13 protein-coding genes and 1 tRNA gene are annotated in these 15,485 nt (G+C 73.5%); 11 read left to right on the plus strand and 3 right to left on the minus strand.

Annotation, left to right across the window (positions count from 1 at the left end; genetic code table 11):
• Nucleotides 1-12 precede the first annotated feature (12 nt).
• Together GQ466_RS17255 and GQ466_RS17260 are read right to left on the minus strand one after the other, a co-directional pair.
• Nucleotides 13-85 (minus strand) — tRNA-Ala (locus GQ466_RS17255).
• Nucleotides 86-151: 66 nt separating this feature from the next.
• Complete coding sequence (locus GQ466_RS17260) at nucleotides 152-1,141, minus strand: NADP-dependent oxidoreductase (protein ID WP_161103997.1); 990 nt, start codon at nucleotides 1,139-1,141, stop codon at nucleotides 152-154.
• A 92-nt stretch (nucleotides 1,142-1,233) separates the two neighbouring features.
• Between GQ466_RS17260 and fxlM the strand changes: the two genes are divergently transcribed.
• The 7 genes from fxlM to GQ466_RS17295 all read left to right on the plus strand — a co-directional run bounded on the left by fxlM (nucleotide 1,234) and on the right by GQ466_RS17295 (nucleotide 10,086).
• Nucleotides 1,234-2,403 (plus strand): methyltransferase, FxLD system, encoded by a 1,170-nt coding sequence (fxlM, locus tag GQ466_RS17265; protein ID WP_161103998.1) that lies wholly within the window; start codon nucleotides 1,234-1,236, stop codon nucleotides 2,401-2,403.
• Between the two features lie 121 nt (nucleotides 2,404-2,524).
• On the plus strand, nucleotides 2,525-4,354 hold the full coding sequence (locus GQ466_RS17270; protein ID WP_161103999.1) for a class I SAM-dependent methyltransferase: 1,830 nt from the start codon (nucleotides 2,525-2,527) through the stop codon (nucleotides 4,352-4,354).
• Nucleotides 4,351-5,298, plus strand: a complete 948-nt coding sequence (locus tag GQ466_RS17275; RefSeq protein WP_161104000.1) for an alpha/beta hydrolase — start codon at nucleotides 4,351-4,353, stop codon at nucleotides 5,296-5,298. Before GQ466_RS17270 ends, GQ466_RS17275 begins: the two co-directional genes overlap by 4 nt.
• Entirely contained in the window at nucleotides 5,295-7,004 is a 1,710-nt protein-coding gene (locus tag GQ466_RS17280; RefSeq protein WP_161104001.1) for a fatty acyl-AMP ligase, read from the plus strand. Before GQ466_RS17275 ends, GQ466_RS17280 begins: the two co-directional genes overlap by 4 nt.
• A complete protein-coding gene (locus GQ466_RS17285) occupies nucleotides 7,001-7,873 on the plus strand; it encodes an alpha/beta hydrolase-fold protein (RefSeq protein ID WP_161104002.1) in 873 nt (290 codons plus the stop codon). Before GQ466_RS17280 ends, GQ466_RS17285 begins: the two co-directional genes overlap by 4 nt.
• A 79-nt stretch (nucleotides 7,874-7,952) precedes the next feature.
• The gene (locus GQ466_RS17290) at nucleotides 7,953-8,690 is read left to right on the plus strand and encodes a GntR family transcriptional regulator (protein ID WP_161104003.1); all 738 of its coding nucleotides are present in this window, start codon (nucleotides 7,953-7,955) and stop codon (nucleotides 8,688-8,690) included.
• 118 nt (nucleotides 8,691-8,808) lie between these two features.
• Complete coding sequence (locus tag GQ466_RS17295; RefSeq protein WP_161104004.1) at nucleotides 8,809-10,086, plus strand: hypothetical protein; 1,278 nt, start codon at nucleotides 8,809-8,811, stop codon at nucleotides 10,084-10,086.
• A gap of 41 nt (nucleotides 10,087-10,127) precedes the next feature.
• On the opposite strand, the gene sigJ is transcribed toward GQ466_RS17295, so the two are convergent.
• Nucleotides 10,128-11,033 (minus strand): RNA polymerase sigma factor SigJ, encoded by a 906-nt coding sequence (sigJ, locus tag GQ466_RS17300; RefSeq protein ID WP_337193516.1) that lies wholly within the window; start codon nucleotides 11,031-11,033, stop codon nucleotides 10,128-10,130.
• Nucleotides 11,034-11,210: 177 nt separating this feature from the next.
• Between sigJ and GQ466_RS17305 the strand changes: the two genes are divergently transcribed.
• From GQ466_RS17305 to GQ466_RS17320, 4 genes are read left to right on the plus strand one after another with little or no spacing between them, the layout of a single operon-like run.
• Entirely contained in the window at nucleotides 11,211-12,080 is an 870-nt protein-coding gene (locus tag GQ466_RS17305) for a hypothetical protein (protein ID WP_161104006.1), read from the plus strand.
• Nucleotides 12,053-12,733, plus strand: coding sequence for an O-methyltransferase (locus GQ466_RS17310; protein ID WP_161104007.1), 681 nt, complete (start codon nucleotides 12,053-12,055; stop codon nucleotides 12,731-12,733). The genes GQ466_RS17305 and GQ466_RS17310 overlap by 28 nt, the downstream gene beginning before the upstream one ends.
• Nucleotides 12,730-13,737 (plus strand): methyltransferase, encoded by a 1,008-nt coding sequence (locus GQ466_RS17315; RefSeq protein WP_161104008.1) that lies wholly within the window; start codon nucleotides 12,730-12,732, stop codon nucleotides 13,735-13,737. Before GQ466_RS17310 ends, GQ466_RS17315 begins: the two co-directional genes overlap by 4 nt.
• Before the next feature lie 14 nt (nucleotides 13,738-13,751).
• A complete protein-coding gene (locus GQ466_RS17320) occupies nucleotides 13,752-15,152 on the plus strand; it encodes a tryptophanase (protein WP_161104009.1) in 1,401 nt (466 codons plus the stop codon).
• Nucleotides 15,153-15,485: the final 333 nt, after the last annotated feature.

Raw genomic sequence — 15,485 nt, forward strand, 5'->3', positions numbered from 1 at the left:
GAGCCCGACTCGTGGAGCTATGGGGATTCGAACCCCAGACCTCCTCCATGCCATGGAGGCGCGCTACCAACTGCGCCATAGCCCCGCGTCCTCGCGTGGTGCGGGGACGGGGGCAAGCCTAGTGCATGATCGGGACGGTCGTGGACGCGCGTCAGGTCAGGCGGACGAGCATCTTGCCGGTGTTGGCGCCCCGGAGCAGGCCGAGGAAGGCGCCGACGGCGTTGTCGATGCCGTGGACGACGGTCTCCTCGCTGCGCAGGGTGCCCTCGTGGACCCAGGCGGCGGCGCGGGCCTCGTACTCGTCGAGCAGGTGGTAGTGGTCGAGGACGAGGAAGCCGCGCAGGGTGAGGCGGCGGGCGATGGCGGGCCAGAGGTCGGTGCCGGGGGCGGGGTACTCGCGGTAGCGGGAGACGGCGCCGCACAGGGCGATGCGGCCGTGGTCGCGCATGACGTCGAGGGCGGCGCGCAGGTGGGAGCCGCCGACGTTGTCGAAGTAGACGTCGACGCCGTCGGGCGCGGCGGCGGCGAGGCGGCGGTCGAGGTCGCCCTCGCGGTAGTCGATGGCGGCGTCGAAGCCGAACAGGTCGGTGAGGCGGGCGCTTTTGGCGGGGCCTCCGGCGGAGCCGATGACGCGGGCGGCGCCGAGGCGGCGGGCGATCTGGCCGGCGGCGCTGCCGACGGCTCCGGCGGCGGCGGAGACGAACACGACGTCGCCGGGCCGGACGCGGGCGATCTCGGTCAGCCCGACGTAGGCGGCGAGGCCGGGCAGGCCGAGGACGCCGAGGTAGGCCTGGGCGGACGCGGCGGACGTGTCGACCACGCGCCCCTCCCGGACGACGGCGTACTCGCGCCACCCGAAGGAGTGCAGCAGCGTCGTCCCGACGGGACGGTCCGGGTCGGCGGACGCGACGACCTCGCCGACCGCCGCCCCCGTCAGGGCCTCCCCGAGCGGGTAGGGCGACGCGAACCCGGGGTCCTCGTCCATCCGGAACCGCATGTACGGGTCGACGGAGATCCAGTCGTTGCGGACGACGCACTCGCCGGGCCCGGGCGCGGACACGTCGGTCTCGGCCATCGCGAAGTCGGCCGGGCACGGTTCGCCGCGCGGCCGGGCGACGAGGCGGATCTCTCGGCTCTTCATGTCAACGGACCTCCCTGCCCAGACGGTACCCGTAGCGCTCTGTGACCGTACGCTTGCGGGGAGGAGACCTTCGGCGGATTAGGCTGCGGGCGATGAGCGCCGACGATGCCGCCGAGCGGGCGAGGGACCGGCTGGTCGACCGACTCCTGGACGAGGGGGCGGTCGAGTCGCCCGTGGTCGAGAAGGCCCTGCGCGCCGTGCCCCGGCACCGGTTCCTGCCGGACGCGGGCGTCGAGGAGGCGTACGCGGACCGTCCGGTCGTGGTGAAGCGGTCGGCGGGCGGCGCGCCGCTGAGTTCGGCGAGCCAGCCGACGATCGTGGCGTCGATGCTGGAGCGGCTGGCGGTGCGGCCCGGCGACCGCGTCTTGGAGATCGGGACGGGCTCGGGGTACACGGCGGCGCTGCTGCGGGAGCTGACCGGCGCGGACGGCGAGGTCACGACGGTCGACGTCGATCCCGATCTCGCGGCGGCGGCGCGCGAGCGGCTCGGCGCGGCGGCGACCGTGGTGGCCGCCGACGGCGCGGCGGGCCACGCGGCGGGCGCGCCCTATGACCGGATCATCGTGACGACGGGCGCCTGGGACGTCCCGCCGGCGTGGTGGGACCAGCTCGCCGACGACGGCCGGATCGTCGTTCCGCTTCGCTGGCGCGGCATGACGCGCTCGGTCGCGCTGGTCCGCGACGGCGACCGTCTGGTGGCGCGGTCGGCGGACGCGTGCGGCTTCCTCCCGATGCGGACGGCGGACGGCGAGCGCTCGCTGGACCTGGTCGCCGACGGCCGCGTCCGGCTCGTCCACGACGAGGACCAGGCCGTCGGGGCGGACGCGCTGGCGGCCGTGCTGGACCGGCCGCGCGCCGAGACATGGTCGGGCGTCCACGTGACGGGGTCGGACGCGGTGCACGCGGTGTGGCTGCGGCTGGCGGCGGCCGAGCCCGGCACGTGCGCGCTGGCGGCGCGGCCGGCGGCGATCGACGGCGGCCTGGTGTCCCCGGCGCTGCCCGGGACGAGCCCGGCGGTGGTGGACGGCCCGTCGCTGGCGTATCTGGCGACGCGTCCCGCCGGCCCGGACCTGGCCGAACTGGGGGCGATCGGCCACGATTCGGGCGATCTGACCGACCGCATGGCCGACCAGATCGCCCTGTGGCACGAGGCGGCGCCCGCGCCGCTGCTCACCGTCCACCGGGCGGGCGCGGAGCCTCCGAAGCCCGAGCGCGGGACGGTCGTGCGCAAGCGCCACACGACGCTCGTCCTGTCCTGGTGACCTCCGCTTGCTCACCCGGCTGAAGGGTCGGGCTCCCGTGATCAGCAGTTGGCCACATTGTTGTGCACACACTGTGTGACACAGAATGCGGGTCAGCAAGCGACACAGGAGGGCGGAGGCCATGACGATCGCACTGGCGTGCCTGGTCGCCGCCTGCATGGCGGCGAACGCGATCCGGCTGCGGCGGCGTCTGACGGCGCTGCGTCGCCTGCGGCCGTCCGGTCCCAGCGGGGGCGGGAACCGGACGGCGTACACGCTGCTCACCGCGCACGGCGTGACGGTCGCCGACGCGGTGCGCGCCGCCGCCGAGGCCCACGCGCGCGAGCACGGGCTCGCGATGCTGGACCTCGTCCCGTCCGACCTCCCGGTGGACGAAGCGCTCGACCTGATCCGGCACCTGGACGTCCGGCGCTACCGACAGGACACCCTCGGCATGGGACGCGGTGCCTGCTATGCCCTGCTGGTCGATACCGAGGCACTGGCACGGTCCGGAATCACTGCGACCGAGGACCTCGACCCTGACGAACTGGGCGAGGCCACAGCCAGGCTGAGGCTGTACACCGGGACGGCCGACCTGGTGGTGGCGGACGTGCGATCACACGACCGCACCCGGTTCCGGAGGTCGCGCCTACGCTCGCTGGCCCTGGTCATCCCCCAGACGCTGGCCCTGCCGCAGACGCTCATGGCCGCGGCGGCGGGCTACCTCCTGATGCTGGCGTGCGTGGCGCTGGCCTGGCCGTACGGGCTGTTGGTCGCCGCCCTGTACTGCGCACTGCCGTGCGTGGTGTTCGTAGGCACGGCGGTTATCCCCCGCGACCTGCCGAGGGTGACGGTGACCCGCCTCGTCCACACGCCGTGGTCCATCTGGCGGACGCTGCGCGCCCCGCGCACCCGCTGGGAACGACGCCTCATCGCCCGGCGCGAGGAGGCCCGCGTCTGGTACCGGGCGCAGATCGACCAGGGCGTCGAACGGTTCGCCGGACCCCGCCGCAACGACTGCCCGTGGTGCGGTTCCGAGCGGATCGGTCGGCTCGTGACCGTCCGGGACGTCCTCCAGGGCAAACCCGGGAAGTTCCACCTGGACCGCTGCCGCGCCTGCCGCCACGTCTTCCAGAACCCCCGCCTCACCGCCGAGGGCCTGGACTTCTACTACAAGGACGTCTACGACGGCCTCGGCGACGTCCTGGCCGAGCGGATCTTCAGCGCCAACACCGCCTGGTACCTGGCCCGCGTCGCGATGGTCCGCCGCTTCGCCGAGCCGGGCGCGTGGCTGGACGTCGGCACCGGCAAGGCGCACTTCTGCCGCGCGGCGAAGACCGTCCTGCCGGGCACCCGGTTCGACGGCCTGGACATGAGCGCCGGCGTGCAGGAGGCGGTCGCCCGCGGCTGGGTGCACAACGGTTATCGCGGCGCGTTCCTGGCGGCGGCGCACCGGTTGAACGGACGCTACGACGTCATCAGCATGCACCACTACCTGGAGCACACCGCCGAGCCGCTGGCGGAACTGGACGCGGCCGTGAAGGCGCTGCCGTCCGGCGGGCACCTGCTCATCGAGATGCCCGACCCCGAGTCGTGGTTCGGGCGCGTCCTGCGCGGCCAGTGGGTGCCGTGGCTCGCGCCGCAGCACCTCAACATGATCCCGCTCGGCAACCTGCGGCAGGCGCTGGAGCTGCGCGGCATGGAGGTCCTCGCGGTCGAGCGGCGCGAGGCCGACCAGGGGCCGGACTTCGTCGCGTCCGCCGCCGCCGTCGTCAACCGGCTCGGCCTGGACGTGGACCGGCCGTGGTGGCCGCGCCCGCCCGGCCGCCGCGAGTACGCGGGCGTCCTCGGAACGCTCCTGCTCGCCGGGCCGCTCATGGGCGCCGCGATCGTCGCGGACGTCGCGACGCTGCCGCTGCGGCGCACCAACAGCAACGCGTATCGGATTCTGGCACGGAAGCAGGCGGGATGAAGAAGTTCCTGGGCGCACTGATCGTCGCCCTCGGTCTGGTGGCGGCGCCCCCCGCCAACGCGGGCACCGGGGTCAAAGAGCGGTGGGTGGACTCCCGGACGTTCGACCTGACGTGGCACTCCGCGAACGTGGGCGAGAACGTGAGCGCACGCGTCCTGCTGCCGAGAACATGGAAACGCAATACGCAGCGCACGTGGCCCGTGGTGTACGCGTTCCAGGGCGGACGCGACGACTACACCTCGTGGACGCGCGAGACCGACATCGAGAAGCTGGCCGCGCGCTACGACGTCATGGTCGTCATGCCGTCCGGGGGCGAGAACGGCAGCTACGTCGACTGGTGGAACGACGGCAAGGGCGGGACCCCGCGCTGGGAGACGTTCCACACCGTCGAACTCCCGAAGCTGATGGCGCGCTACCACGCGGGGACGCGGCGCGCGACGCTCGGCGTCTCGTCCGGCGGGCAGGGCGCGGTGGCCTACGCGGCACGGCATCCCGGGATGTACAAGTACGCGGCGTCGTTCAGCGGCTCCACCCATCTCACGATGGACGGGATGCAGGTCTTCCTGACGTCCGTCAACCTGCTCGGCTCCGGCCTGGACGCGTTCCGCATCTTCGGCATGCCCGGACGCGACGACGCCAACTGGCGCGCCCACGACCCGTACGTGAAGGCCGCGAACCTGCGCGGGACGGGCCTCTACATCTCCAGCGGCACCACCGGCATGAACGGCCCGTACACGCCGCCCGGCGTGGTGTGGCGGCTCACGCAGCTCAGCGAGATCCTCATCGGCCAGATGAACCGATCGTTCGTGGACCGACTGCACACGCTGAACATCCCGGTGACCAGCCACATCTACGGCGACGGCTGGCACGCGTGGCCCGAGTGGACGCACGAGCTGCACACCGCCTGGCCGCTCATCATGCGGGCGCTCGGAGCGTCCCGATGAGCCTCTTCCCCGCCGACGAAAGCCCGCTGATCAGCCGACTCTCCGGATGGGCGTGGGAGTTCGCGCACGAGACCGCGTACACGTTCGTGGACTACGGCACCGATCCAGCCGGTGTCGCGACGCACCTGACGTGGGCGGAGCTGGACCGCCGCGCCCGCGCCGTCGCCGCCGCGCTGCGCGAGACCAGCAGCCCCGGCGACCGGGCCGCGATCCTCGCGCCGCAGTCGCTGGACTACCTGGTCGCGTTCTTCGGCTGCCTGTACGCGCGGGTCGTCGCGGTGCCGCTGTTCAGCCCGGACCTGCCCGGCCACGCCGACCGGCTGACGGCCGTGTACCGCGACGCGGAGCCGTCCACGGTCATCACGACGTCGGTGTCCGCCGACCACGTGGAGACGTTCCTGGACGAGCAGGGGACGCGGCCCAAAGGCGTCCTGCTCGCGGACCGCATCGGCGACGCTCAGTGGGCCGACGAACCGATCCGTCCCGACGACATCGCGTATCTCCAGTACACGTCCGGGTCCACGCGGGTGCCCGCGGGCGTCGTCATCACGCACCGCAACCTGACGGCCAACGCCGTGCAGCTCCACCACGCCGGGCAGGGGACGCCGCGCACGTCCAGCGGCGTGAGCTGGCTGCCGCTGTTCCACGACATGGGGCTGGTGTTCACGGCGGCGCTCCCGCTCGTCCACGCCAACCCGTGCCTGTTCATGGACCCCGTCGCGTTCGTCATGCGGCCCCTGCGGTGGCTGGAGCTGCTGAGCACACAGCGCGACGTCTATACGGCCGGACCCAACTTCGCGTACGAGTACCTGACGCGCCACGTCACGGACGAGGAGAAGCAGCGCCTCGACCTGAGCGGGGTGCGGATGTTGTTGAACGGGGCCGAACCGATCCGGCCAGCCACGCTGGAGGGGTTCTTCACTGCGTTCGCGGGCTGCGGGCTGCGTGCCGAGGCCCAGTCCCCCGCCTACGGGCTCGCGGAAGCCACGGTCTACGTCACCGCGTGCTCGCCGAGCACGCCGCCCACGACCGTCGCGTTCGACCGCGCCGCGCTGGCCGCCGGGGTCGCCCGTCCCGCTGACGGCGGCACCGCGCTGGTGTCGTGCGGCGCGCCGTTCGGGCAGCACGTCGCGGTGGTCGACCCGGACGGGCGCGCCCTGCCCGACGGCCGCGTCGGCGAGCTGTGGGTCCACGGCGCCAACGTCGCCGCCGGGTACTGGGGCCGGGCGGACGCCACCGAGCAGACGTTCCGGGGCGTCCTCGCCGACCCGCCGGACGGTCTGCCCGCCAAGCCCTGGCTGCGCACCGGCGACCTCGGGTTCCGCCACGCGGGCGAGTACTACGTCACCGGCCGCATCAAGGATCTGATCATCATCGACGGCCGCAACCACTACCCGCAGGACGTCGAGCACACGGCCGCGGCGGCGCATCCGGGCGTCCGCGCGGGCTACGTCACCGCGTTCGCCGACGCGTCCGGCGGCGGCGAGCGCCTGGTCGTCGTGGCCGAGCGCAACCGGCGCGTGCCCGTCCGGCGGCTGGACCGCGCGGCCGTCGCCGACGCCGTCCGGGGCGCCGTCCAGCGCGACCACGGGCTGACCGTGGACGACTTCGTGCTCGTCGAGCCCGGCTCGCTGCCCCGCACCAGCAGCGGGAAGCTGACCCGGACGGCCTGCCGCGACGCCTACCGCGCCGGCCGGTTCCGGTGAGCGTCACGGTCCTGGACGACGCGCGCGCCGGGGAGCGGCTGCGGATCCTGACCGTCCGGGCGGACTCGGTGCCCGGCGAGGAGCTGCGCGTCCAAGTGCTGCTGCCCCGAGGTTGGTCGCCGAACGCGTCCCGCACATGGCCGCTGGTCACGCTGCACCACGGCGGGCTGGACGACTGCACGTCGTGGACGCGATGCACCGATCTCGAACGGTTGAGTCGCGACGACGACGTCCTCATCGTCATGCCCGACGGCGGACGCGCGGGCGGCTACACCAACTGGCGGCGCGGGCCGCAGTGGCAGACGTTCCACGTCCGCGACGTGTACCGGCTCATGCGCGATCGGTACCGGGCCGGTTCGGCACGCGCCGTCGCGGGGGTGTCGGGCGGCGGGTACGGGGCGCTGCTCAGCGCGGCGCTGGCGCCGGGCGCGTTCCGGGCGGTCGCGGCGCTCAGCGCGCCGTGCTCGATCCGGACGCCCGTCACGATGGTCGGGCTGCTCGCCGCCACCGGCATCGCCGGACGGGTGAACCCGCTGCACATGTGGGGCCTGCCGATCGTCCAGGACCGGTACTGGCGCGCCAGCGACCCGCTGTACCTCGCGGCGCGCCTGCGCGGGACGCGGCTGCACCTGTCGGCCGGGCTGACCGGCAGGCCCGGGCCGCTGGACCCGCCGGACGCGCCGTGGAGCCCGGCCAACCTCGCCGAGCCGGTCGTCCGGTCGACGGTCGGGCCGTTCCTGCGCCGTCTGCGCGCCCACCGGATCCCGTACACGACCCATCTCTACCGCGACGGGACGCACTCCTGGCCCTACTGGGAGCGGGAGCTGCACCGAGCGTGGCCGGTGTTGATGCGGTCCGTGCTGGCCTGACCCCGCCGGACAGGGCGGCCTTACACTGTGGGTCACCCGGCCCCGCCGGGACGTCTCGAAGGAAGCGGCAGGAACCCCAATGACCCGCAGCACGATGGTCGACGAGATCACAGAGCGCATCGCGTTCCAGATCGCCTCGGGGCAGGTGCGCGCGGGCGACCGCCTCCCGTCGATCCGCCGGCTCGCCGAGGAGCACGCGGTCAATCCGACGACCGTCCAGCTCGTGCTGGCCCGGTTGCGCGCGATGGGGTTCGTGGAGCCGCACCACGGGCTCGGGGTCGTCGTGAACGACATCGAGGCGCGCGGCGGGATCGAGACGTGGCGCTACCTGTTCCGCTTCTCGCGGCGGCTGCCCGAGACGTCGGTGCGCATCCTGCGGGACCTGCTGGAGACGCTGGCGATCTTCTACGCGTCGGTGGTCACCAAGCTGGAGGCCGATCCTTCGGCCTACGACCCGCGTCCGGTGCGGCAGGCGCTGTCCCGGCTGGACCGGCTGGTCGCGAGCGGGACCGCGTCCCTGACCGACGTCCACCAGGGCGTCCTGGACGTGCTGCGCGCCGGGTCGTCGGCGATCGGCGGGGGGATCCTGCTCGGCGTCCTGAACTCGCTCGGCCCGATGCTCGGGGACGTCCCCGAGGTGCTGGACGCGGTGTTCCACGACGCCGGCGCCCACGTGTGGTGGTGGGACCAGATCGTCACCGCGTGGGAGAAGGGCGACGCGGAGGCGGCGCGCGCGGCGCTCACGCTGCTGGACCCGTGGCACGCCGAGGTGACCGAGCGGCTGCGGGTCGCGCTTCAGGCCCAGCCGACGGGCTGAGCCCTTCAAAAGTACGCAGAATTTCTCCTGAGAACGCTCATCCGGCTGCATAGGCACGGCCCAACTGTGTGACACAAACTGTGGCACGCAAGCCCCCCGAGCGAAGGATGAGAAGCCCATGCGGCCGAGACCACGACGCGCCGACTCCGCCGGCGCCCCCCGCCCCCGCTCCCGTCGGCGCCGCGCCGCGCTCGCGCTCACCGCCGGCGCGGCCCTGCTCGCGTCGAGCCTGACCGCGCTGCCGTCCGCGCGGGCGATCCAGCCGGCGGACCTGCCGGCCGTCGGCGTGGACACCGGACGGTTCAAGCTGCCCATCGCCTGCACGATCAACTTCGCGGGCGCCCTGCCCGTCCTGTGGCTCCCGCTGGACGTGGACATCCAGGGCGTCGCGCCGGTGCAGCTCGGCCCGGGCCAGGAGTTCTGGCTGACGCAGGGCTCGGGCAGCATCACGTTCCCCGAGTGGCTGACGGCCCTCGCCCCGATCCTCGGCATCGACAAGGCCGACGCGACGATCAGCGACATGTCGATCGGGGCGACGCACTCGACCCCGGACGCGGTCAACCTCGCCAAGGACCCGATCTCGATCAAGGACATCCCGATCGTCGCGGGCAAGCCGCTCAAGGTTGGGCTCCCGGCGGCGGGGCAGAAGGCGTTCGACGTCGGCCCCTACACGGCGCCGCAGAGCGGCAAGGTGACGCTCGGCTTCAACAGCGCGTTCGCGAAGGTCGACCTCAAGTCGAGCTGGGGCTTCTCCCTGCCCATCACCGCCGACTGCAAGCCGCGCGGCGGGAACGCGCTGCTGACGATCGCGGTCGGCGGCGCGTCCGGCCAGGCCCCCGCCAAGATCCAGGGCGCGCCGCTGAACTTCGGCGAGCCCAAGTCCGGTGAGCTGACCGGGATCATCAACGCGCCGTACCAGTGCGTCTGGAACGGCCAGACCTACGGCGCGGGCATCGCGGTCGGCGCGGACGGGATCCCGCTGACGGTGAGCAAGTCCGGCTCGTTCTCGTTCACGAACGCGTCCGGGGCGTTGACCGTGCCGAAGGAGACCGTGAACAAGCTGCTGGACCAGGGCGTCACGACCATCTCGGGCAAGGTCACGAACCTGACCCTGGACGTCGAGGGCGGCACGCCGCAGAGCCTCAACGTCATCCCGTCCGCGGGCATCGACATCCCGAAGACCACGCTGACGCGGGATCAGCAGATCGTCGTGCCGCTGCCGCAGGACGGCACGCTGACGGCCGGTCCGTTCAAGCCGACGTCCGGCGCGTCGAGCGTGCAGGTGTCGCTGGGCGGCGCGACGGCGTCCCTGTCCTTCGACGGCGGCGCGGCCACCACGGCGACGTGCGGGAAGCCGTCCCCGACCGTCTACCTGGTCGACAACCCGGTGACCTGACCCCGCCCGGCGGGGGCGTCCGCGTCGGGACGCCCCCGCCGTCAGGCCCTGATCGGCGCGACCCCGCCCGGCACCAGCCCGGCCATCTTCTCCGGGTTGGTGATGACGTAGACGTCGCGGACCAGGCCGTCCGCCACGAACGGCTGCAAGAACGCGACCGGACGGCCGTTGAGCGTCAGCACCACGCCCGGCAGCCCGTTGGCCTGGACGAACGCGACACCGACATCGTCCGCGTCGGCGCCGAGCCGGTCCAGGAAATGGTCGCGCCCGGCGCCGTGCAGAATCCCCCGCAGGAGCCGGGCCGTCCGCTCCGGCCCCCGCACGACGCGCCGCGCGTTCGGCATGAGGCCACCGCCGTCCCCGGTGAGCCGGACGTCCGGCGCCAAGGTGGCGAGCAGCTCGTCCACCCCACCCGTGGCGCAGGCCAGGAAGAATCGGTCCGAAACCTCTCGCCACCGCTCCCGATCGACCTCGTAACGCGGCTTGGCCTCCCGCACATGCGCCCGGGCCCGCGCCGCGAGCTGCCGGACGGCGGGCTCCCGCCGCCCGATCATCTCCGCGATGGCGCCGTACGACTCGCCGAACACGTCCCGCAGCACGAACACCGCCCGCTCAAGCGGCGACAGCGACTCCAGCACCACGAGCACGGCCAACGTCACCGACTCGTCCCGGACGACCCGCTCCGCCAGGTCCTCGGTCAGCACCGGCTCGGGCAGCCACTCCCCCGGATACACCTCGCGCCGCGCCCGAGCCCGCCGCAACCGATCGATCGCCAGCCGCGTGGTGACCCGCACCAGAAACGCCTCGGGATCCTCGACGTCACCGCGATCCGCAGCAGCCCACCGCAGGTACGCATCCTGAACGACGTCTTCAGCGTCGGCCACCCGCCCCAGCACCCGGTACGCGACCCCGACCAGCCGCTCTCGATGCTCAACGAACCCGTCCACCCGCCCAGCATCCCGCGCCCGTCGTCGCACGGCCGAGCGGGGTGGTCGGACCGCCGGAACGCTCCATTTTCCGCATGAAACCAGAAGTGAGCGCATTATGGCGAAAAGGTAAGCAGTAGGCGCCCGCGAACGGGCACGCCAGGGAGCGCTGACGACTCCCACGAAAAGATCAAGACAATGTCCGCACCCCTGTTCTCCGGCCGCGTGGCCGTCTGGGCGCGCCACGAGACGCTGCGGCTGCCCGGCCGCCGGACCGCGTGCGGGGCCGCGTGCGGGGCCGCGTGCCCGGCGGCGCCGTGGGCGGCCGAACTGGACGGCGCCGCCACGGCCGTCCGGCTGGGCCTGCCCGCCGAAGTTCTCCTGCCCCCGGTACGCGCCCCTGACCTCGCCTGGTATCGGTGGATCACCGGCCACCAGGCCGCCTTCCTCGGCTGGCGGGCGCTGCGCGCGGCCCTGGACGGCGGCGCGCCCGAGCACGACGTCGCCGCGCTCGTCGACCTGTACTCCGTCCTGCTCCTCTACGCCGGCAGCTGCCCGCCCGCGCTGTACCGGGACCGGATCCGTCCGCGCATGACGCGCTGGCACCCGGCCTTCACCGGCGAATGGGCGCGCGACCACCGGGACGTCCCGGGCCTGGTGAAGCGCGCGGCGGACGCGAGCCCGCCGATCCGGGCGGCCTGGCGGACGAACGTGCGGGTCCACGCGGCCGTCGCGGAACGGCTCGTCCCGCAGGGCGGCTCGCTGCTCCAGGACGCCGGACGCCGCGCGGGCGCCGCGCCCGCCGCGCACGAGCACGACCTCTACGACCGGTTCTTCGACACCGAGCGGACGGACGTGTGCCCGCATCTGGAGGCCGTCCAGGACGCGCACTGGACGCTCAAGGTCGTCTCGGACCTGGAGTCCACCGGCCTGCGCTACGACGGCCCGCCGCCGCGCGCGGGCACCGAGGTCGCCGCGCTGGAGCAGCGGGCGGCGGACGTCGTCCGGGAGCACTTCCGCGCGGTACGGGAGGAGGGGGCATGGCCAGTGCCGAGAGTGTCGCGCTGACGGCGGAGCTGCGCGCGTACGTCGTCGCGCACGGCCTGCCGCCGGACGCGGTCGCCCGGCGCCTCATCGACCGGACGGCCGCGCTCGGCGGCGTCGCCGAGATGCAGGTCCCGCCCGAGCAGGGCGCGCTGCTCACCTGGCTCGCGCGGCTGCTCGGCGCCCGGCTGGCCGTCGAGGTCGGGACGTTCACCGGCTACTCCACGCTGTGCCTGGCGCGCGGCCTGGCGCCCGGCGGACGCGTCGTGACGTTCGACCTGTCGCAGGAGTGGACGGCGATCGCGCGCGCCGCGTGGCGCGAGGCGGGCGTGGACGACCGCGTCGACCTGCGTCTCGGCCCCGCCGCCGACGGCCTCGCCGCGCTGCCCGGCGACCCCGTCGTCGACCTGGCGTTCATCGACGCCGACAAGCCGTCCTACGTCCGGTACTGGGACCTCATCGTCCCGCGGGTCCGTCCGGGCGGCCTGGTGCTGGCCGACAACGTCCTGTACGGCGGCGCCGTCGCCGATCCGGCGGTCGTCGGGAACGCGGCGGCGATCCGCGCGTTCAACGACCGCGTCCGCGCCGACCCGCGCGTGGAGGCCGTCCTGCTGCCGATCGCCGACGGCCTCACGCTCGCCCGCCGGCTCCCCGACCCGACGGGAGGAGGATCATGAACCCGTCGCCCCTGCCCCTGATGGAGATCGCGTCCGGCGTCTACGCCTTCAAGGCGCTCGCGCTCGCCACCGACCTCGGCGTGTTCACCGAGCTGGCCGACGGCGGCGGCACGGACACGGCGGCGTTCGCCGTCCGGCACGGCATCGCGCGCCGTCCCGCCGAGCTGCTGCTGACCGCCTGCACGTCGCTCGGCCTGCTGCGCCGCGACGCCGACGGCCGCTACCGCAACACCGAGCTGTCCGAACGGTTCCTCGTGCGCGGACGGCCGTACTACTTCGGCGGCTGGATCGCCGTCGTCGACCGCCACGAGTACCCCGCCTACCAGCGGCTCGCCGGGTCGCTGCGCGGGAACCACCCCGTGACCTGGGACGTCGAGCGGCAGGAATCGCTGTTCGACCCGGCCGTCGCCGACCTGTTCTGGGAGGGCATGCACTCCCTCGCCGCCCCCACCGCCGCCGCGCTCGCCGACGCGTTCGACCTGACCGGCGTCCGCCGCCTGCTGGACGTCGGCGGCGGGGGCGCGGCGTTCGCCGTCGAGCTGTGCCGGCGGCTGCCCGGCCTGGCCGTGACGATCTTCGACCTGCCGTTCGTGTGCGACCTCACTCGCGAGCGCGTCGCGTCCGCCGGCCTCACCGACCGGATCGCGCTCGCCGCCGGGGACTTCTTCGCCGACCCGCTGCCCGCCGGGCACGACGCGCTGCTGCTGTCGAACATCCTGCACGACTGGGGCGAGGCCGACGTCGCGCGGATCCTCGCCGCGTGCGCCGCCGCGCTGCCGTCCGGGGGCCGCCTGCTGATCTGCGAGGCGTTCGTCGCCGACGACAAGACCGGGCCGCCGCTCGCCGCGCTGATGAGCCTCAACATGCTCGTCGAGACCTGGGGCCGCAACTACACGGCCGCCGAGTACGGGGCGTGGCTGGACGGTGCCGGCCTGCGGGTCGAGGCGTTCGTCCCGTTCGACGCGCCCGGCGCCAACGGCGTGCTGGTCGCCCGCAAACGGTGAGGAGGACGCCCGCGATGTCCGTCCCGCACCCCGTCGAACCGTGGCGGATCAAGATGGTCGAGCCGCTGCGGCCCACCACCCGCGCCGAGCGCGGGGACGCCCTGCGCGCTGCGGGGTACAACATCAGCCTGCTGCGGTCCGAGGACGTCCTCATCGACCTCTACACCGACTCGGGCACCAACGCGATGTCCGACCGGCAGTGGTCGGCCCTGCTCGCCGGGGACGAGGCGTACGCCGGGGCGCGCAGTTTCTACCGCCTCCGGGACGCCGTGCGCGCGTACTACGGGTACGAGCACGTCATTCCCGTCCATCAGGGGCGCGGGGCGGAGAACCTGCTGTCGCGCTGCCTGATCCGTCCCGGCGACCATGTGCCCGGGAACATGTACTTCACGACCACCCGCGCGCACCAGGAGCTCAACGGGGGGACGTTCCACGACGTCATCCGGGACGAGGCGCACGACCCGTCGTGCGAGCACCCGTTCAAGGGCGACGTGGACATTGCGAAGCTCGAACGGCTCATCGCGGACGTCGGCGCGGACCGCATCCCGTACCTCTCGCTCGCCGCGACCGTGAACATGGCGGGCGGGCAGCCGATCAGCATGGCCGGGCTCGCCGCGGTGCGCGACCTCACCCGGCGGCATGGCATTCCGGTCATCCTGGACGCGGCGCGGGCCGTCGAGAACGCCTGGTTCATCAAGCAACGCGAGCCCGGATGGGGTGATCGCACCATCGCGGACATTCTGCGCGCGATGTGCGATCTCACCGACGGCGCGACGATGTCCGCGAAGAAGGACAGCTACGCCAACATCGGCGGCTGGCTCGGCGTCCGCGACCCGGAGCTGGCCGAGCGCGCCCGCGAGCTGGTCGTCCTCTACGAGGGCCTGCACACCTACGGCGGCATGGCCGGACGGGACATGGAGGCCGTCGCGCGCGGCATCGCCGAGTCGGTCGAGGAGCCCAACATCCGCGCGCGCGTCGGCCAGGTCGCCTACCTCGGCGGACGGCTCGCCGACGCGGGCGTCCCGATCGTCCGCCCGGTCGGGGGCCACGCGGTGTGCGTGGACGCGGCGGCGATCCTCCCCCACCTGCCCCGCGCCGAGTTCCCCGCCCAAACGCTGGCCGCCGTCCTCTACTTGGACTCTGGCGTGCGGGCCGCCGAACGCGGCGCGGTCTCCGCCGGCCGGGACCCCGCGACGGGCCGCGACCGGTTCCCGCGGCTCGAACTCGTCCGCCTGACCGTGCCCCGCCGCGTCTACACGCAAAGCCACCTGGACCTCGTCGCCGACAGCATGATCCGCGTCCACGAGCACCGCACCGAGATCACGGCCGGCCTCGCCTTCACCCACGAACCGTCCACGCTGCGCTTCTTCCAGGCCCGCTTCACCCCGACCGCCGAGATCCCCCTCCTGACCTGACGGCGGCTCAGGCCGTCCGCGCGGCCTCCGCGTCGGCGGCGGCGACGACCGCCGCGAGCAGGCCCGGGAACGCGGCGTCGAAGTCGTCGCGCAGCGTGTTCATCTTCGAGGTGCCGACGTAGTACTGCCGGATGATCCCGGCCTGGCGCAGGACCCGGAAGTGGTGCGTGCCGGTGGAGCGGGAGACCGTGAAGTCGAACGTGCCGCAGGCCATGTCCCCGGGGGCGTTGGCGAGCTGGCGGACGATGCCGCGCCGCACCGGGTCCACGAGGGCCTCCAGGACGTCCGGGATCACGGATCAGCGAGCTCGCAACGCCCGTCGGTGACCGGTAT

Source organism: Actinomadura rayongensis, from assembly GCF_009831215.1.
Lineage (GTDB): Bacteria > Actinomycetota > Actinomycetes > Streptosporangiales > Streptosporangiaceae > Spirillospora > Spirillospora rayongensis.